This window comes from Desulfonatronospira sp. MSAO_Bac3, from assembly GCF_003838035.1.
In the GTDB taxonomy this organism is placed as follows: Bacteria; Desulfobacterota; Desulfovibrionia; order Desulfovibrionales; family Desulfonatronovibrionaceae; genus Desulfonatronospira; species Desulfonatronospira thiodismutans.
On the sequence record NZ_QYZY01000172.1, the window covers coordinates 1 to 18,466 of the forward strand.

The window sequence follows — 18,466 nt, forward strand, 5'->3', positions numbered from 1 at the left end:
ACAAGAAACTTAGACAGGATTAACAGGATTGACAGGATAAGCAATCAGCGGCCCCGGTGAAATCAGCTGCGCTGTCCTTCGGAATTTCACAGGGCAAGCCGGAAGCCGCAGATTGCATTAGCCATCCAGCACTCACTTTCTTCTTCATGAGTGCCGGAAAAAAGTGAGTGCTGGAGTGATAACCTTTTGGCCTGGCTTCCGGCCAGGACAAAAATGTTTTTCTCTTAATCAATCTCTTAATCCTGTTAATCCTGTCAAAAAAGCTCTTTCCTTTATTGGGTTGCGGGCATGGCCCGCGTTAGTACTTAGCGGGGGACAGTCCCCTGTCACGCCAGAGGCGTGAGTGCCAGTAATCACCACCGAGAACCCATAAAAAAACGCCTGCAAAATTCTTTGCAGGCGTAAAAACCGTCCCGGTTGACTGTTCAGCTTATACCTGGCCCTGGCCACAGGGGCAGGCCATGGTTCTCTGGCCAAGCTCCTGGTCTATTGCGAAAAGACCTCCCGGGGCGTCAGCAGTGAGCTTCAGCTTCTGCAGCACTGCATCGGCACTGGCCTCTTCTTCCACCTGTTCAGTCACAAACCACTGTAAAAAGATGTTGGAGGCATGATCCTTCTCCTGGATGGCCAGATCCACCAGCTCGTTTATCAGGCCGGTTACCTTTCTTTCGTGGGAGAGCACGTTTTCAAAGACAGCCAGGGCCGAATCCCAGTTTCCGGGGGGTTCTTCAATGGCCCTCAGCTGGGCCCGGCCTCCGCGTTCATGTATGAAGTCGTAAATCTTCATGGCGTGCATCAGCTCCTCCTGGGCCTGCATGCGCATCCACCTGGCGCATCCGGCCAGGCTTTTATCCTCGAACCAGCCAGACATGGACAGGTACATATAAGAGGAATACATTTCCGCGTTTACCTGCTGGTTCAGGGCCTCCTGCATTTTCGGGGTCAGCATGGTTTACTCCTTGTGGTTAAGGTTTGGTTGATCTGTTTTCAGGGGACAATGGTCCTGTTTCTTTCATGATTCTGCAAGCTTTTCAGCAGTCTTGGTCTCAATTTTTTTGACCTTTATAAGCACCAGGTTGCCCAGGTAAAAATATTCAGTCCCCACCGTCTGCAGTCCAGGCCAGGACATCAAGAGCCCGTGCAGTCCACCTTTTTTAATGAATTCCTGGTAATACTGGTAATGCTTTTTTCCTGCCAGGCGCTCCGGGATGTGTGCCGGAAGGCTTGTTATTCTGCCGCAAACACCGAGGGGCAGAGCGTGTTCCAGTATGACCACATGTCCTGCAGGCCTGGTTATGCGCAGGGCCTCTGCCATTATCTGCTTCTGCACAGGCCATGGGTTTTCATGCAGGGCCAGGCAGAGAAGGGCGCAATCAAAGCTCCGGCTGGAGAATGGCGTACTAGTCAGGTCCGCCTGAACCACGACGGTACGGGGAGAAAAGCCAGCAGCTTTTTTAAGCATTGCAGCGGAAAAATCAACCCCGCAGGCCTGAAAGCCGTACCTGCTTAAAAGCCGGAGCTGACGGCCGGTGCCGCAGCCCAGGTCCACCACTTTTTCTGCCTGCAGTGTTTTTAGCCTGGTGCATATTGTCTTTCTTATGCGGTGTAGAAAAGGGGTTACCGCCAGGTCGTAAAGAGGGGCTATTGCTGAGTAGGGATCAAGTCTGTTCATGTCTGGTATTGCCTGGCAGAGATGGTGCTGAAGGCTTTTTGCACAACTTCTATCTCCTTGTGGGTCATGTCCGCTCGAAGGCAGATCCTCAGTCTTGCCGAATCTTCCGGGACAGTGGGCGGACGGATGGCCCCTGCATAAATGCCGGCCCTGACCAGATCCTCCCGGGCCTGCAGCACTGCCCTGCTTTTTTTCATTATTACCGGGATAATCTGAGTGGTGCTTTTGCCGGTATCATATCCCAGTCTTTGCAAAAAAGACCTGATCTGTCTGGACAGGTCCAAAAGCTTTTCCCCCTGTTGCGGACTGGCCTGTACCTGGCGCAGGGCCTCCAGGCAGGCACCCACAACAGCAGGGGGCAGGGAGGTGGAGTAGATGAAGCTGCGCGCCCTGTTTACCAGAAGGTCTATTAGTTCTCTGGACCCGGCCACATAGCCGCCGTAGGACCCCAGGGCCTTGCTGAAGGTCCCCATGTGCAGGTCCATTTCCTGCTCAAGATCCAGTTCATGGACCAGACCTCGGCCTCTGCCCAGTATGCCGGTGGCATGGGCCTCGTCTGCAATGGTAAGCACCCTGTACTTTTTGCACAGGTTTAATATTTCCGGTAAAGGGGCTCTGTCTCCGTCCATGCTGAAAACAGTGTCTGTGATGAGGATCTTGGGAGCCTGGACGGGTTTTTGGGCCAGAAGATATTCCAGGTGTTCTGGATCGGCGTGCCTGTAGCGCACGTGAGTCGCCCTGGACAGGGTGATGCCGTCAATTATGCTGGCGTGATTGAGCCTGTCCGAAAAGACCAGGCATTTTCTGTGGGCCAGGGTGCTTAATATCCCCAGGTTGGCAGCGTATCCGGAACCGAATACCAGGGCTGCGTCAGTGCCTTTGAACCGGCAGAGTTCTTCTTCCAGGGCGGTGTAAAGAGAGTAGTTTCCGGAAATAAGCCGGGATGCACCGCTGGACGTGCCGAATTCTTCCACGGCCCGGATGGATGCTTCTTTCATCTCTTTTGAACCGGCCAGTCCCAGGTAGTTGTTGGAAGCCAGGTTTAAAAGCCTTTGTCCCTGAAAATCCAGGTACAGGTCCGGACCGTGATCTACAGCGGGAATGCTTCGTTCGTGGGACTGCGGCATTTTTTTTCCGGGTGGGGGATAGTGTTTTGTGGTCATTTTACTCTGCCTGGCTGCTTAGAGGTTCTGGAAAAAAGGAAGGAAAGGCCCGTGGATTTAAAAAACTGCTCAGCATCATTTAGGAGAAAAGCACCCTCGAAGCAAGGTCCTCTCGGGAGCTGCAATATTTTTGAGTCAGCATTCAGGAGATCTTAAGTGATGGTTCCTGGTCCTCACGCCTTTGGCGACACCTTTCCTGTACAGTTAAAATATGACAAACGCTAAGTTGTGTGAACCTTCAAAGAAGTGCTTAGCGGGGACAGTCCCCAGGCCCTGCGCCAGGAACTACAACTGAGTGCCCCCTGAATGGTTACCGAATGGTTACTTTTTTGGGATGAGCCCTGCAAAACACCTTTTACAGGCGGATGTTTTTCAGTTAAGAACAAAAACGGATGACAGGTTCTTTTGTATCTGCGGGGCATTTTTCTGGAGCAAGAAACTATATCAGGAGTTGATGAATGGATATATGCATAGTGGGTACGGGGTATGTCGGCCTGGTGAGTGCGGCCTGCTTTGCGGAGATGGGCAACAACGTGTATTGCGTGGATGTAAATCCGGATGTGGTTGAGACCCTGAACCAGGGCCGGGTGCATATATTCGAGCCCGGTCTTGAAGAGCTGGTGCGCAGGAACAGGGACCAGGGCCGGCTTCATTTTACCCCGGATATTCGCGAAGGCCTGGATAACAGCCTGTTTGTTTTCATCTGCGTGGGCACTCCCCCCGGGGAAGACGGCCGGGCGGATCTTGGTTTTGTCCGCCAGGTGGCCAGGGATGTGGGACGCAGCATGCAGGAGTATAAAATAGTGGTGGACAAGTCCACGGTGCCTGTGGGTACTGCGGACATGGTGCGTGAACTTATTCAGTCTGAGCTGGACAGCAGGGGGTTGGAACTGGAATTCGACGTGGTTTCCAACCCGGAGTTTCTCAAGGAAGGTGACGCGGTTTCCGATTTCATGAAGCCCGACAGGGTTATCGTGGGTACAGACAATATCCGGACAGCGGAACTCTTAAGAGTGCTTTACTCGCCCTTTGCCCGCAGCCGGGAAAAGATGATGGTCATGGGGGTCCGCAGCGCCGAGATGACCAAGTATGCCGCCAACTGCATGCTGGCCACCAAAATTTCCTTCATCAACGAGATAGCCAACATATGTGAAAAGGTGGGGGCTGACATAGGCGATGTGCGCAGGGGGATAGGCTCAGACCACCGCATAGGGTATCACTTTATTTATCCGGGGGTGGGTTTTGGCGGTTCATGTTTTCCCAAGGATGTCTCGGCCCTTATCAGTACCGCCCATGAACAGGAATACACCCCCAGCCTGCTCAGGGCAGTTGAGGATGTCAACCGTTCTCAGAAGAAGGTGCTGGCCCGCAAGGTGCAGGAATACTTTTCGGAACTGGGAGGAGTACAGGGCAAAACCCTGGCCATGTGGGGGCTGGCCTTCAAGGCCAATACCGACGACGTGCGCGAGGCCCCGGCCCTGGAAATTATAAAGGAACTCACAGCCAGTGGCATGCAGATAAAGGCATATGATCCTCAGGCGGGTGAGAATGCCGCCCGGGTGCTGCAGGACAATCCGGGGGTGGAGGTGGTTAAGGACCAGTACAGTGTGCTCCAGGGGGCTCACGCACTTGCAGTGGTCACGGAATGGAACCAGTTCAGAAACCCGGACCTAAAGCGCATAAAATCCGAACTTGAGATCCCGGTGATATTTGACGGGCGCAACCTTTATCCTCCACGGATGCTGGAGGAGATGGGATTTTCCTATTTCTGCATGGGCAGACAACCGGTTTTAAACAGTCTGGCTGGTAAAGCAGAAGGCCAGTCTTTAATCTCTTGAACACGGATTTTTGACCGCTTATGGATTTTCTGCCTGCAACTGAGTGTTCAGGGGTTATTTGTATTTAAAAATGCCAACACTAACACTGCAGCTGAGCTGAGAACGGATGGGGGATGCGTGGATGGTCGGGATGGCAGGATTCGAACCTGCGGCCTCAGCGTCCCGAACGCTGCGCTCTAGCCAGACTGAGCCACATCCCGACATAAAAAAGTAATATAAAGCAGGCCGGATAAAAAATCAAGACCCTGTACTCTGAAAACCAGGCCCGGGTTTTTCGGTGTCTGTTTTGGTCAATCGCAGCCAGCTTGTTTGAAGTCAGGCAATGAGTTATCAAGGAAGAACTATGCAAAAATATGATCAGGGGAAAAAAGCTACGGTCCTGGTGGTGGACGATGAAGAAAGCCTGCGCGAGATTTGCCAGGATGCCCTGAAGGATGAAGGATACGAGGTATTGCAGGCTGAAGACGGCGTGCAGGCAAAGGAGCAGATTGCCAGGCATCAGGATATTGACCTGATTATTTCCGATCTTCGAATGCCCCGCCTGGGAGGCCTGGAGCTTCTGCAGTATACAGCCGAGCACAATCTGGATATAGATTTTCTGGTTATGACCGGTTTTGCCAGTATTGAAACCGCTGTGGAGTGCATCAAGACCGGGGCAGCGGATTATCTGCCCAAGCCTTTCAATATCAGCCATCTGCTGGTCAAAGTGGACAAGGTCATCAGAAACAGGCAGTCCCGCCAGGAGCGCAACCGCCTGAGCAATATCGTCAGGATGCTAAATGTCAGCAATGCCCTGAACGCCCAGCTGGACCTGAAATCCATCTGCTACGAATTTGTATCCCAGGTCCAGAAGAATTTCCGGCCCGACAGCGTGGTCCTTTTTCTAATCAAGGAGGAAAAGAATTCTCTGGTCAAATATGTGGTCAGGGGCAGAACATTAAGGGAGAATCCGAAACTTTTCTCTGAACTCAAAGGCCTTGGGGAAAAATCTGTCCGGGAGAGCAGGTCCTTCCTTCTGGACAAGGGCAATGCCAGGGAATATCTCAAGGCTGATCCTGGAAAGTTTCAGCATTCCATCTTGATCTCCCCCCTTTATTCCCAGCACAACAGGGTTGGGGCCGTGGTTCTCCTGCGCGAGGAAGACAACCTGTTCACCAATGAAGACCTCCAGCTTCTGGGAGTTTTTGCCGCCCATGCGGCTACAGCCATGCAAAACGCCAGAATGTACGGCAAGATGCGGGATAAAAACCTGGACATCATCAGGTCCTACGCCAAGGCGGTGGAAGCCAAGGATTATTATACAAAGGGGCATTCCGAGCGGGTGGCGGTTTATGCCATGAAGCTCGGAAGCAGGCTCAAGCTTGACTCCAAGGAACTGGAAGACCTGTACACAGCAGGGGTGCTGCACGATATTGGGAAAATAGGAATCCCTGATCATATCCTGAACAAACCATCCCAGCTGACAGATGAAGAGTTCAGGGTCATGCAGAGCCATCCCGGCATTGCCAGGGATATCCTGGCCCAGCTCTGGTCCTTAAACGACATTCTGCCCGTGGTATATCATCATCACGAACGTGTGGATGGCGGAGGTTATCCAGAAAGTTTGAGCAACGGCCAGATTCCCTTTCTGGCCAAACTTATAAGCGTTGTGGATGCCTTTGAAGCCATGACTTCTGACCGGGCCTACCGCGACGCCCTGACCTGGGAGAAGGCCAGAGATATCCTGGAACAGGGAAGCGGAACCCAGTGGGAAGATGAGCTGGTGCAGGAGTGGATCAAGCTGGTCCAGGAGACAGGCCTGGAGAATATCCAGAAGGATATTCAATCAAGTCCCGCAGCCTTCAAGGGGTAAATGCCGGATGACCAGTGCCCGGTGCGGATCTTTTTTCCGGAGCCATGTGGCCCGGACAATCGAGTACAGCGAGAAACCAAGGTGGCAAAAGTGATCAGAGTCGTAGTAGTTGACGATTCGGCCTTCATGCGCAAGGCAATCAGCACCATGCTTCAGAAGGACCCCGAGATCGAAGTGGCGGGGGTGGCCAGAAACGGCCAGGAAGGCTTAGATATGGTGCGCAAGCTGAATCCGGATGTAGTTACTCTGGATATTGAGATGCCGGTCATGGACGGGCTTACCGCCCTGAAACACATCATGATGGAAATGCCCAGGCCGGTGATTATGGTCAGCTCACTGACCACCGAAGGCGGAGAGGCCACCCTGAAGGCCATGGAATACGGGGCGGTGGACTTTATCCCCAAGCAGCTCTCCAAGGTCAGCCTGGACATAGTAAAGATCGAGAAGACCCTGCAGTCCAAGGTCAAGACAGTGGTTCAGAAAAAGGGGAGTCAGGCCGGAGCCGTGGCCAGGAGCAAACCAAGAACAGCTAAGGAGGTTTCCAGAACCATTCAGGACAGGCCCAGGGGAAAAGTGGTCCGGGACATAGTGGTTATAGGGGTTTCCACGGGAGGACCTCCGGCGGTGCAGAAGGTGCTCTGCGAACTCCCCCCGGATTTCCCCGCCGGGATCCTCATCGCCCAGCATATGCCGGGTGCATTCACGGGTCCCTTTGCCAAACGTCTGAACGACGCTTCTTCCCTCTGGGTAAAGGAGGCTGAAGACGGGGATGTCTTGTCCCCGGGGCGGGTCTTTATAGCCCCCGGTGGCAGGCACCTGATTCTAAACCCCAGGGCTTCAAGGATCGAACTGTCCGTAACAGCCAAGCCCGAGGATGTTATATACAAACCCTCGGTCAATGTGCTTTTCAGTTCTGCGGCCAGCGGCCCGGGGCACAGGACGGTTGGGGTTGTCATGACCGGAATGGGCAGCGACGGCCTGCTCGGGGCCAGGGACCTCAAGGCGAAAAAGGGTGTGCTCCTGGCTCAGAGCGAAGAGACCTGTGTGGTATACGGCATGCCCCGGGCGGTCATAGAAGAGGGGCTGGCCGACCAGGTGCTAAGCCTTGACGACATGGCCCAGGCCATTACAAACCACCTGTACGAGACGTGACTTTTTTCCAGCCACAGGGTCGGATGGCGGGAGGCATTGGCTGACTTGCCTTCAGGCAACTGCCGGGCATGTTTTGTATCTGCTTTTATCTTGAAAAACCGTCAAAAGCAGAAGCATGCAGAAGCTGCCTTTTGCAGCAGATAAACAGGAGCAAAAATGCATCAGGACCAACAGGAGATACTAAGGCTCTTGCAGAGCGAAAACCAGGCGGACCAGCGTGAAGGGGCCTTTCTGGCCCGGGATATAAAACTGGCGGCGGCGGTTCCCCACCTGGTGGAACTTTTGCAAAGCCGAAGCATCGGGGTGCAGGAGGCTTCGGACATGGCCCTGCGCAAGATCGGCGGTGCCGGAAGCGTAAACGCTCTCATCCCCCTTCTGTCCAGCGATTCCCCCCCGGTGCGCAATCTGGCCATGGATATCCTGAGGCATATCGGACACCAGGACATGGACGCCCTGCTGGGACTGCTCAAGAACGAAGACCCGGACCTGCGGATTTTTGCCGCGGACATCCTGGGCTCCACCAGATCCTACCTGGCTGTGAGCCCCCTGTGCGAGCTTCTTCTCAAGGACCCGGAGGTCAATGTCCGCTACCAGGCTGCTGTGAGCCTGGGGGATCTGGGCAGATCCGGGGCCACGGAGTGTCTGAACCGGGCCTTCATGGATGAGGAATGGGTGCAGTATGCAGTGGTGGAAGCCCTGTCCAAGCTGCGGGACGAGTCTTCGGTCAAGGTGCTTATTCAGGCCCTGGGCAACAGTTCGGAACTGGTGTGCTCCATGATAGTCGACGCCCTGGGGGAGATGGGCAACATTAAATCCGTGCCCATGCTGCTCAAGCGCATGGAGGATTCTCCGGCGGCCCTGCGCAACAAGATAGTCAAGGCAGTGATCAAGATCCTGGGCGGCAAGGCCCTGACATTCCTGAGCAACAAGGAAAAGGAAAAACTGCATGAATATCTGCTGGCGGCTGTAAACGACGATGAGACTGATATACAGGACGCGGCGATACTGGGGCTTGGCTACGTGGGCCAGGAAAGGGCGACCCGCAAGATTCTGGAGCGCGCGACCCGGATGGATCCGGAGCATGAAGAGGACAGGCTGAACAGAGCCCAGCAGTCCCTGGTATCCATAGGTTGCAATGAGTCCCTGGTGGAGGGCCTTTTCTCGGATGACGAAACCCTGTCCTTACTGGCGGTAAAGGCTCTGGGCAGCATCGGCGGCAATGAGGCGGTGACAAACCTCATGAGCGCTTTTCCCCGGAAACACCGTGATCTGCAAAGGGAGATCGCCTGGGTGCTTCATGACTGTGCCGGCTGGGAGGCCAGGGATTTTTTTGTGCAGATTCTGCGGGAACATCAGGACGGGGATGTGCTCAAGGCGGGACTGGGCTTTATCGGAAACAGACTGCAGGACGAAGACAGTGTTTTTGTTCTCATGGGGTTTCTGGAGCACCCCTGGGACGACGTCAAGGAGACCGCCCTGGAAGCAGTTTTGAGTATCGGCGGGGACAAGGTCCTGGAGCACTTTCAGAATATGCTCACCAGCCGGGAGATCATTCACAGGGTCATGGCGGTTTACGCCATGGGCAAGCTGGGCGCTGCCAGCAGCCTTGAGAGCCTTTCCAGGGCCCTGGGTGACGAGGCTTACGAGGTCAGAAAAATCGCCCTGGAGGCCCTGGGCCATATCTGTCCCGAAGACAGAAATGTTCTGCCCCTGGTGGTCCAGGCCCTTCAGGATGAAAACAGGGAAGTCAGACGGGGGGTTGTGGAGCTTCTGGATGAATGCCCTCACCCGGATACCCATTTTTACCTGCTCAAGGCCCTGGAAGATCCCGATGAATGGGTCAGAGTCAGGGTGATAGAGGCCCTGGGCAGAAACCGGGTCAAGGAGCACATCCCGGAGATGCTGTCCATCTGGGAGAGAAGTTCCCAGCTGGTGAAGATAAAGATCGTGGAGGCCCTGGGCAGTATTGGTGGGCAGACGGCATTCAGGTCTCTTCTGGACATTCTCGACTATGGCGATCCGGAAATCCAGGATGCAGCGGAAAGAGCGCTGGATAAACTTCAGGAACAAGGTACGGAGCAGGGGCAAGAATGAATTCGCCATTTTCCCAAAGCATAACCTTCAAGAAAGAACTGAAGATCGATGACCAGGAATTCAAGCAGCTGCGCGACTTTATATATGAAAAAAGCGGCATCTATATCGGGGACAACAGGAAATACCTTCTGGAAAACAGGCTGGGCAACAGGCTCAAGGCCCACAACCTCAAGAGCTTTAAAGAGTATGCCTATTTTTTGCGCTATGATTCCCAGCGCAATGAGGAGCTGGCCAAGCTTTTCGAGGTGATAACCACCAATGAGACCAGCTTTTTCCGCAATCCGCCCCAGATAAAGATTTTTCAGGACCAGATCCTCAAGGATATTATAAAGGCCAAAAAGGCCAGAGGTGAAAAAAAGCTGACCATTTGGTCCGCCGGATGCTCCACAGGAGAGGAGCCGTATACCCTGTCCATAGTGCTGCATGAGGTCCTGCAGCACGAGCTCGGCTCCTGGAAGCCAAAAATCATCGCCAACGACCTGTCCAATGCGGTTCTCTCGGCGGCCAGGCGGGGCATATACACGCAGTATGCCCTGAGAACCACCCCGCCGGAAATCATCAAAAGGTATTTTGTTGAAGAATCCGAGGGCAAGTTCAGAGTCCAGGACAGGGTCAAGGACCTGGTGCAGTTCGGCCAGATCAACCTGAGCGACCGTTTTCAGCTCAAAAAGGTGGAGCGCTCAGACGTGATTTTCTGCCGCAATGTGATTATATATTTTGACGACGAAATGAAAAAGAACGTCATAAATTCATTTTATGACAACCTGTTGCCGGGGGGATACCTTTTTATCGGCCATTCCGAGTCTTTGCACAACATCAGCCGGGCCTTCAAACCCCTGCATTATCCGGGGTCCATTGTGTACCTCAAGGAAAAATAAACCGAAGTTTGTGATCCGGGAGACTGCTTATGCAGAAGCAAGAAGAGCGCAGGCAGTATGTGCGCATTCCAAAGAACTACAGGGTGGAGCTTCAACCTCTGGAATTTCCCCTGGCCGCCCAGAAAAAGATCAGGGTGGAGTCAGCGGATATAAGTTCCGGGGGACTCAGGCTCAGCTGCGATGAAAAGTTCGGTGAAGGCCAGACAGTCCAGGTCCGGGTATATATTTCCGGGCTGAACAAACATCACCCCGGTTTTTTCAAGGTGTTTGAAAGCGATGCCGGGCAGTATCTTCAGGCGGTGTCAGAGGTGAGCTGGGTCCGGGAGAAGGTTGCTTTTGAGCTCTACGAGATGGGGCTTAAGTTCGTGGATGTCTACGAGGACGACTGGCAGGCCCTGAAGACCATGCTGGACAGGATGCAGTAAAGGCTCAAGCCGGGTTTGCACCCCGGTGCAGGAGGGGTTTCATTGCCTGGAGAGGTGCTTGCAATAGCCAACCAGAAAGGCGGGGTGGGCAAGACGACTACAGCGCTGAATCTGGGTTCGTCTCTGGCCGGGCTCAAGAAAAAGGTCCTGGTCATGGATCTTGATCCCCATGCCTGCGCCTCCATTCACCTGGCCTTTTACCCGGAACAGGTGACTCATTCCGCCCTTGACATTTTTAAGGCATACCCGGATTTTGAAGGCACGTACAATACCTGTGTGTATAAAAACAGGCAGGGCCTTCTTTTCGATTTTGTCCCCAGCAGCATTCAGCTCTCGGAACTGGACGCGGATCTGCGGGACGTTTCCGGAAAAGGGCTGATTCTTAAAAAATGGATTGACGGACTACGAAATGATTATGATGTCATAATCATAGACTGCCCTCCGCAGATGGGCATTATCCTGGTGAATTCACTGGTGGCCGCCGATCTGGTGATTATTCCCACGCAGACCGATTTTCTCGCCCTGCACGGGTTCAAGCTCATTTTCGATACCATGCGGCTGTTAAACAAAGCCCTGAAAAGGCCGATAAAATATAAAGTGCTGGCTACAATGTACGACAGAAGGGCCAGTGCATGCCGCCGGGTTCTAAATACCCTGCACAGGAAAATGGGGCCGGAAAGACTTTTCGAGACAGTGATAAACACTGATACCAAGTTCAGGGAAGCAAGCGCCAGGGGCAGGGTCATACATGACTATGCCCCGAGGTCCAGGGGCGCTTTGGAGTATTACAAGCTGGCCCGGGAGATACTTAAAAAATGAAAACTCCAGAACAGTACTTTCAGGAGCAGGTGTTTGACTCTGATACCCTCCTGGATCAAAAAGAGGTTTCGGACCAGGAACAGGCGTTTATCCAGAAATACCTCGGAGAACTCGCCGAAAATCTTCCTGACGTGGGTCCCCAGGCCAGGCAGACTCATGCTTTTCCTCCCCCGGCAAAAGAAGAAAGCGTGGATGCAGGAGATGATGAGCAGACGTTTGAGGGGGGCCGGGAGGAAAAATACGGGGCTGCAGGCCTCTCAGAGGACCTGCGCCGGCGTCAGGAAGTGCAGTTAGTGAGTTTTTTCATGGGGCAGCAGGAGTATGCCCTGCCCATAGATGCGGTCCAGGAGGTGATCAAGTATATCCAGCCCTCCAGGCTGCCCACGGCCCCGGCGCATGTGGAAGGAGTGATAAACCTGCGCCGCAAGATCACCCCGGTGGTGGATCTGCCGGGTTTTATGCGTATAAAAAAGTCTGACAGAGATGAACACAGGTTCATGGTGGTCTGCAGGCATTCAGGGTTCCAGGTTGCTCTTTTGGTGGAGCGTATTGCTACTATGTACCGCATATCCGACAGTGATATCGAGTGGAACGTGGACAGTGCCCTGGGTGGCGGTTCAGGTGTGGTGGAGGCTTTGATCAAGAATAGAGAGAGGATTATCTCCGTACTGAGCATTGAAAAGATAGTCCAGCATCTGCTGGGGGACCATAAAGACCTATAAACCATGGAGCAGCACCGAAAATGGCCAAACATATTCTCATGGTGGATGATTCCAAGACAGTGCGAAACCTCATTGCCTTTATCGTCAAGAAGGAGGGGTTTCATGTGACCACTGCCGAAGACGGCCTGGACGCCCTGGAAAAGCTTTATGCCGCCTCAAACGTTGACCTGATAATAACGGACATCAACATGCCCCGCATGGACGGTTTTACCTTCGTGCAGAACCTGAGAGAGCAGGAGGCATTCCGGGATGTGCCCGTAATCATTTTGTCCACGGAAGGGCAGGAAAAGGATAAGGAGCAGGGTCTCAGCCTGGGGGCCAATCTGTACATGGTCAAGCCGGCCCAGCCGGAATGGCTTTTGAAAAATGTAAAGATGCTTCTGGGGTAATTTAAAGGTGTCGTTTTCAAGGCGCAGGCATGTAAGAAACCGGGCGCGGAGTAATATATGAGCCAAGACTTTTTCGACCCGGAAGTGTATTCCGACTTTGTAGTGGAAGCCAGGGAGCACCTGGAGACCATCGAGCCCAAGCTTTTGGAGCTGGAGAATAATCCCGGCAACCTGAGTCTTCTAAACGATATCTTCCGGCCCATGCATTCCCTCAAGGGGGCTTCAGGCTTTTTAGGTCTAAAGGACATGAATGCCCTGGCCCACAAGGGCGAAAATATCCTGGACGAACTGAGGCAGGGCCGCATCCAGGCCAACTCCTCCATTATGGACCTGATCCTGGAAGCCACCGATGCCTTGCGCACCATGGTGGACAACCTGGAAAGCATGGGGCACGAGGGCAGCCTGGAAGTAGGGCACATAATCGAGCACATTGACGAAATTTTAAAAAACAAGGATGAGCAGGCCTCATCAGGTGCTCCGGCTCAAGAAGTTCAAAAGGAAGAGCAGGACTTTTCCCATCCTGCAGCAGAACAGAACTATCTCCTGAACATGGTCAGCCTGGATCATTTGAGCGACTTCATAGAAGAGGCCCAGGAAAACCTGACGGCCATAAACTCCTTGCTCCTGGAAATGGAGAAAGGTGAAGGCAGCAGCCAGGACCGGATAAACGACCTGTTCCGCAATTTTCACAATCTCAAAGGCAACAGCGGCATTATAGGGTATATAGAACTCAATGCACTGGCCCATGAAGTGGAGACATTCTTAAACACCATCCGCTCCGGAGAACAGGTCCTGGACCCGGAGGCTGTGGACGTCCTCCTGGAGACGGTTGATGTCCTGGAATCTCTGCTTGGCAATATCGACAGGGAGACTGGAGAAGTGCAGCCGGAAAGCATATCCGGCATTACCTCGCGCATAAAGGAATTGAAAAAGCGTTTCCAGGTGCACCAGGACGAAGAAGACAAAGCAAAGGACAACGGGGCCCGGGAAGAGGCAGAAAACATTTTTGCTCAAGCCCCGGCGGATAATGAGGTTGCAGGGCAACAACAGGGAGACAATGATCCGGAGGTGGATCCCCAAGACCTGCAGATTTTCAGGCAGACTGTGGACCAGCAGTTTTCCAATATGAAACACGCCCTGGACAAATTAGAAAAGGAGGGCACGGACAAGGAACTGGTTGACGGTCTCTACAGGTCGCTGGTGACGGTGCAGAATTCCACCGGGTACATGGGATTTGAAGAACTCAAGAATTATGCTTCCAATACCGCCAACCTTGTGGACCAGGGCCGGAAGACGGATACAGACTTTTCCCTGATGCACGGTATCCTCAAGCAGGAAGTGGACATACTGGAATCCATGATCAACAGGCATCTCTCAGGGCTGTCTTCAACGGTCCAGGACCTTCCTGCACAGCCCTCCCCGGAGCCTGACAGGGAAACCTCTGCAGAAAAGCCGTCGGAGGCTTCCCGGGTCAGCTCCGATCCACAGGAAGAAGCAGAGCCCTTTGCACCAGCAATGGATATCCCGGAGCAGCAGCAAGCCCAGGCAGCCAGTCAGGCCGGGGAATCTGCAGAGCCATCAGGAGCCGGCAAAAGCGCAGACCAGGGAGCGGGCAGTGAGCCCCAGGCCAAAAGCCAGGGAAGCACTACATCCACCATCAGGGTGGACCACGGCAAGCTGGATGAGCTTATGAACCTCATCGGGGAGCTGATTATAAACCGCAACAGGTTCGCAATGCTCTCCAGGTCCCTGGAAGAGGGGCAGGATGTAATGGAGGTGGCCCAGCAGCTTAATGAGACCACCAACTCCATGGCCCGCATTTCCGACGATCTGCAGGTGACCATAATGAATGTGCGCATGGTGCCCGTACGTTCGGTGTTTACCAAGTTTCCCCGGTTAGTGCGTGATCTGAGCCGCAAGAACAACAAGAACATTCAGCTCATCACTGAAGGTGAGGAAACCGAGCTGGACAAAAGCGTTGTGGAGCTCATAGGCGATCCCCTGGTGCATCTGATCCGCAATGCAGTGGATCATGGCCTGGAACTGCCGCAAGAGCGAAAAGACCGGGGCAAGGAGGAAAAAGGGACAGTATGGCTGCGGGCAGCACATAAAGGCAACTCCGTGGTTATCGAGATAGAGGATGACGGCAAGGGGATAGATCCGGAAAAGATGAAAGCCAAGGCAGTGGAAAAAGGGATCATAGACCGGGAGGAAGCCAGGAACATGGAGGAAGATCAGGCGGTGGATCTTATTTTCGCACCGGGCTTTTCCACGGCCGAGACCATTACTGATGTATCCGGGCGCGGTGTGGGCATGGATGTGGTCAAAAACAATATCAAGAGCCTGAAAGGCAATATATCCGTGACCTCTGCTGTGGGCCAGGGGACCAGGTTCTCCATAGCCCTGCCTCTGACCCTGGCCATAATAGACGCCCTTATGGTCAAGGTGAACGGGCAGGTCTACGCCATTCCCTTAGACGCGGTATCCGAGACCACCAAGATCCAAGCCGGCAGGCTAAATGAGATCAACAACCGCAAGGTAATAACCCTGCGCGGGGAGGTTCTGGGTATTTCCGATCTGGCGGAGCTGCTGGAACTGCCTGTGGACCAGGCAGACAGGGATGAGCTGCCCTTAGTCATAATCAAGGTCGGAGACCGCAGGATGGGCTTCATTGTGGAAGACCTGCTGGAAAGGCAGGAGGTGGTCATCAAGTCCCTGGGAGAATACCTGGGGGACCAGCCAGGAATTTCAGGAGCTACTATCATGGGCGATGGAAGTGTGGTACTCATCCTTGATCCCAACGAAATCTACAGGATCGCCACCAGCAGGAGTTGACCCCATATGAGCGCCGGCAGCAGAAAGGAGTCCGGTTCAGATAAAAACCGCAAAATGTCCCGCAGAGATCTGTTCAAGGGGGTATTCAATAAGGTCCGGGGCAACAAAGCCCCGGAAAGGGAATCAAGCGGGCTGGATCCGGACATGGCTTACGCGGACAGGCTGATCAGGCAGGGAGAGTACGAAAAGGCCGCCCACCTGTACTCCAGAAGGCTCAAGAAAGAACCAAGGCACCTGGAGGCCATGCGCAGCATGGGGTACTGCCATTTCATGCAGGGGGATTATTCCAGGGCCAGAGAGGCCTGGGAAAAGCTTCTGGGATTTCGCCCCAGGGACAACTTCGCCCTTCTCTACACAGGCCTTGCCTGCGCCAGGCAGGGGGACGTCCATGAAGCCCTGGAAAACTGGAAGCTATACTATGATATCCGCAAACCCGCGGTGCAAAGAGCGATAAATCTCTTTCTGGCCAGGCAGGAGAGAGGTGAGGAGCTGGACGCCCGGGAAATGGCGGACTCGGTTCAGGAGGCCCTGGAAAAGCAGAAAGATGTCTGAAATGGGCAGAAGCCAGAAGTCAGAGATCAGAAGTCAGAAGTCAGAAGTCAGAGGTCAGAAGGCAGATGTCAGAAGGCAGAGGTCAGGGGGCAGCCAGCACTCAACTTGAGGCAGTGATTTTGCCCTCCGTAGGCGTAGGCTCCTCTGAGCCGGAGGCCGGGCCCGGCTGGACCGGCAGCTCAAGTTGAGTGCTGGATGGCTGAAAACTCAGTTTGTCTTGTCTGATCCGGGATGATGGTGTTCAGTATCCTGGATATTCAGGGCCAGGTTTACCTTCTGAGCGCTTTCACTGGCCTTCCATTCTTCATAGATCTCAATCCACCTGTCGAAATCCAGGACCTTGCGATCCAGCTGCTCTTCGTGCAGCCCGGCCCAGGTATTGAAGAGCTGGATCTCGCCCTTGAATACAGCATGGTCCATAATCCGGGGGACAAAGCCCACATCGTACTTTATTCCGTCGAACTGGTGCATGATATGCTCCACAATGGCCTGGCGGCACACTTCAGGGGTTATTTCCTTTTCACACAGGGTCCTGGCCAGATCAGCCAGGTGGCCGTATTTTTCCTGCATTTTCTCAAGCAGTTCCTCGTCCAGGTTTATGGAAAGACTGCCTTCATCATCACTGATGAAGTAAAACCTGAGCCATAACTCAAACTGAAATACACGGGTAAGGTCCCTGATGGCCTCTTTGGTTTTCTCTTCACTGGTCTGCATTCAATACTCCGTATACAGCCGGTTCATCTGTTGAAGTTTTTAAACAGCTGCAATTTAAGCTTGATTATTTTATTCGATCACCTTGTAGCCCGCGTCCTCAACCGCCTTTTTCACCGCTGCCATATCAAGGTCCTCTCCGGCATCAATATCTGCATGCCCGCTTTCCAGGCTGACCTGGACACCGGACACACCGGGCATCTTGTTCAGGGCATCGGTTACAGCTTTTACACAATGTCCGCATGACATGCCTTCTATTTTTATTCTGGCCATGGTGACCTCCCTTTGGGTTTAAATTCGGCAGCCGGGCAGAGCTGCAGGGTCAAAAATACCAATCGCCGGAGTGAAAACAGAGTCAAAACAGCAGTATCTGTTTCGGCCCTGTTTGTATCCTGAGTGCCATACATACTGCCTTGATATAAACCCCCGGGTCAAGAGGAAAACGTCACGGGCCAGGGCGTAAAAGCTGTAAGCTGCAGGCTTGACTTTTTTGAATCCTTAAGAGAATATCCTCTATTTACTTTACATGTCTGGTTTGCGCAAGAAAGCCGGGCTTAAGCAGGAGATTTGTATGCCGGTACTGGTAGTTAATGTCGACCACGTTGCCACTTTAAGGCAGGCCCGCATGGGGAGCGAGCCTGAGCCGGTCACAGCGGCCCACCTGGCGGAAATTGGCGGTGCCCGTGGCATCATCGTTCATCTGCGTGAGGATCGCAGGCATATACAGGACCGGGATCTGAGGCTTTTAAAATCCACTCTTACAGCCAATCTGCACCTGGAAATGGCTGCAACAGAAGAGATGCAGGGTATCGCCCTGGATGTGCTGCCGCACATGGTCTGCCTGGTCCCGGAAAAACGCGAGGAGCTCACTACCGAGGGAGGCCTGGAGTGCAGGGGGCGCGAAGGCTTTATCAGGGATTATCTGGAACCGTTCAAAGAAAGAAATATCCATACCAGTCTTTTTATAGATGCAGAGCCGGACCAGATAGAAGCTGCTGCTTCAAGCGGTACCGAATATATCGAGATTCACACAGGCCATTATGCCGATGCCCCGGATTCCCCGTCCAAAAAGACAGAGCTGGATAAAATACTGGCCGGGATCAGATATGCCCACTTGCTGGGCCTCAAGGTCAATCTGGGCCATGGTCTGAACTATCAGAACATTCTGGCTTTTGCTGCAGTGGAAAATATCTGCGAATACTCCATCGGCCACAGTATTATATCCAGGGCGGTGATGGTGGGCATGGTCAGGGCCGTGGAGCAGATGAACGAAATCATCCGCGGCTTTGCCAGATAGGGTAAGCTTCCGGCAGTAAGAGGGTTTCCGGCAAAAGCAGAAGAGCTTTAAACAGTTTCGACTGACA

General features: G+C 53.5%; 17 protein-coding genes and 1 tRNA gene. 12 read left to right on the forward strand and 6 right to left on the reverse strand.

The window, feature by feature from the left end:
* Positions 1 to 430: 430 nt before the first annotated feature.
* The 3 genes from D5S03_RS05670 to bioF form a co-directional block, all read right to left on the reverse strand.
* Positions 431 to 949 (reverse strand): ferritin, encoded by a 519-nt coding sequence (locus D5S03_RS05670; RefSeq protein ID WP_287042971.1) that lies wholly within the window; start codon positions 947 to 949, stop codon positions 431 to 433.
* Positions 950 to 1,012: 63 nt separating this feature from the next.
* On the reverse strand, positions 1,013 to 1,672 hold the full coding sequence (locus D5S03_RS05675; RefSeq protein ID WP_008870418.1) for a class I SAM-dependent methyltransferase: 660 nt from the start codon (positions 1,670 to 1,672) through the stop codon (positions 1,013 to 1,015).
* Positions 1,669 to 2,835 carry an 8-amino-7-oxononanoate synthase gene (bioF, locus tag D5S03_RS05680; protein ID WP_008870419.1) on the reverse strand — a complete coding sequence of 389 codons (1,167 nt, stop codon included), beginning with the start codon at positions 2,833 to 2,835 and terminating at the stop codon, positions 1,669 to 1,671. Before bioF ends, D5S03_RS05675 begins: the two co-directional genes overlap by 4 nt.
* Before the next feature lie 458 nt (positions 2,836 to 3,293).
* Here bioF and D5S03_RS05685 point away from each other — a divergent pair, with 458 nt between their 5' ends.
* Positions 3,294 to 4,673 carry a UDP-glucose dehydrogenase family protein gene (locus tag D5S03_RS05685; RefSeq protein WP_008870420.1) on the forward strand — a complete coding sequence of 460 codons (1,380 nt, stop codon included), beginning with the start codon at positions 3,294 to 3,296 and terminating at the stop codon, positions 4,671 to 4,673.
* A 122-nt stretch (positions 4,674 to 4,795) separates the two neighbouring features.
* Here D5S03_RS05685 and D5S03_RS05690 read toward each other — a convergent pair.
* Positions 4,796 to 4,873: transfer RNA gene (locus D5S03_RS05690), tRNA-Pro, on the reverse strand.
* A gap of 143 nt (positions 4,874 to 5,016) precedes the next feature.
* Here D5S03_RS05690 and D5S03_RS05695 point away from each other — a divergent pair.
* The 10 genes from D5S03_RS05695 to D5S03_RS05740 all read left to right on the forward strand — a co-directional run bounded on the left by D5S03_RS05695 (position 5,017) and on the right by D5S03_RS05740 (position 16,391).
* Positions 5,017 to 6,525, forward strand: a complete 1,509-nt coding sequence (locus tag D5S03_RS05695) for an HD domain-containing phosphohydrolase (protein ID WP_008870421.1) — start codon at positions 5,017 to 5,019, stop codon at positions 6,523 to 6,525.
* Positions 6,526 to 6,615: 90 nt separating this feature from the next.
* Positions 6,616 to 7,677: a protein-glutamate methylesterase/protein-glutamine glutaminase gene (locus D5S03_RS05700; protein WP_040418555.1), complete on the forward strand. Its 1,062-nt coding sequence runs from the start codon at positions 6,616 to 6,618 to the stop codon at positions 7,675 to 7,677.
* Between the two features lie 156 nt (positions 7,678 to 7,833).
* Complete coding sequence (locus D5S03_RS05705) at positions 7,834 to 9,771, forward strand: HEAT repeat domain-containing protein (RefSeq protein ID WP_008870423.1); 1,938 nt, start codon at positions 7,834 to 7,836, stop codon at positions 9,769 to 9,771.
* Entirely contained in the window at positions 9,768 to 10,649 is an 882-nt protein-coding gene (locus D5S03_RS05710; protein WP_008870424.1) for a CheR family methyltransferase, read from the forward strand. The genes D5S03_RS05705 and D5S03_RS05710 overlap by 4 nt, the downstream gene beginning before the upstream one ends.
* Before the next feature lie 29 nt (positions 10,650 to 10,678).
* The gene (locus D5S03_RS05715; protein WP_008870425.1) at positions 10,679 to 11,074 is read left to right on the forward strand and encodes a PilZ domain-containing protein; all 396 of its coding nucleotides are present in this window, start codon (positions 10,679 to 10,681) and stop codon (positions 11,072 to 11,074) included.
* Positions 11,075 to 11,116: 42 nt separating this feature from the next.
* Entirely contained in the window at positions 11,117 to 11,893 is a 777-nt protein-coding gene (locus D5S03_RS05720; RefSeq protein WP_008870426.1) for a ParA family protein, read from the forward strand.
* A complete protein-coding gene (locus tag D5S03_RS05725; protein ID WP_287042976.1) occupies positions 11,890 to 12,615 on the forward strand; it encodes a chemotaxis protein CheW in 726 nt (241 codons plus the stop codon). The genes D5S03_RS05720 and D5S03_RS05725 overlap by 4 nt, the downstream gene beginning before the upstream one ends.
* 20 nt (positions 12,616 to 12,635) lie before the next feature.
* Positions 12,636 to 13,004: a response regulator gene (locus D5S03_RS05730; RefSeq protein WP_008870428.1), complete on the forward strand. Its 369-nt coding sequence runs from the start codon at positions 12,636 to 12,638 to the stop codon at positions 13,002 to 13,004.
* A gap of 57 nt (positions 13,005 to 13,061) precedes the next feature.
* Positions 13,062 to 15,839 (forward strand): chemotaxis protein CheA, encoded by a 2,778-nt coding sequence (locus tag D5S03_RS05735; protein WP_008870429.1) that lies wholly within the window; start codon positions 13,062 to 13,064, stop codon positions 15,837 to 15,839.
* Positions 15,840 to 15,845: 6 nt separating this feature from the next.
* On the forward strand, positions 15,846 to 16,391 hold the full coding sequence (locus D5S03_RS05740) for a tetratricopeptide repeat protein (protein ID WP_008870430.1): 546 nt from the start codon (positions 15,846 to 15,848) through the stop codon (positions 16,389 to 16,391).
* Positions 16,392 to 16,598: 207 nt separating this feature from the next.
* On the opposite strand, the gene D5S03_RS05745 is transcribed toward D5S03_RS05740, so the two are convergent.
* Together D5S03_RS05745 and D5S03_RS05750 are read right to left on the reverse strand one after the other, a co-directional pair.
* Entirely contained in the window at positions 16,599 to 17,105 is a 507-nt protein-coding gene (locus D5S03_RS05745; protein WP_008870431.1) for a hypothetical protein, read from the reverse strand.
* 69 nt (positions 17,106 to 17,174) lie between these two features.
* Positions 17,175 to 17,375, reverse strand: coding sequence for a heavy-metal-associated domain-containing protein (locus D5S03_RS05750; RefSeq protein WP_008870432.1), 201 nt, complete (start codon positions 17,373 to 17,375; stop codon positions 17,175 to 17,177).
* Between the two features lie 298 nt (positions 17,376 to 17,673).
* Here D5S03_RS05750 and D5S03_RS05755 point away from each other — a divergent pair, with 298 nt between their 5' ends.
* Positions 17,674 to 18,399 carry a pyridoxine 5'-phosphate synthase gene (locus D5S03_RS05755; RefSeq protein ID WP_008870433.1) on the forward strand — a complete coding sequence of 242 codons (726 nt, stop codon included), beginning with the start codon at positions 17,674 to 17,676 and terminating at the stop codon, positions 18,397 to 18,399.
* Positions 18,400 to 18,466: the final 67 nt, after the last annotated feature.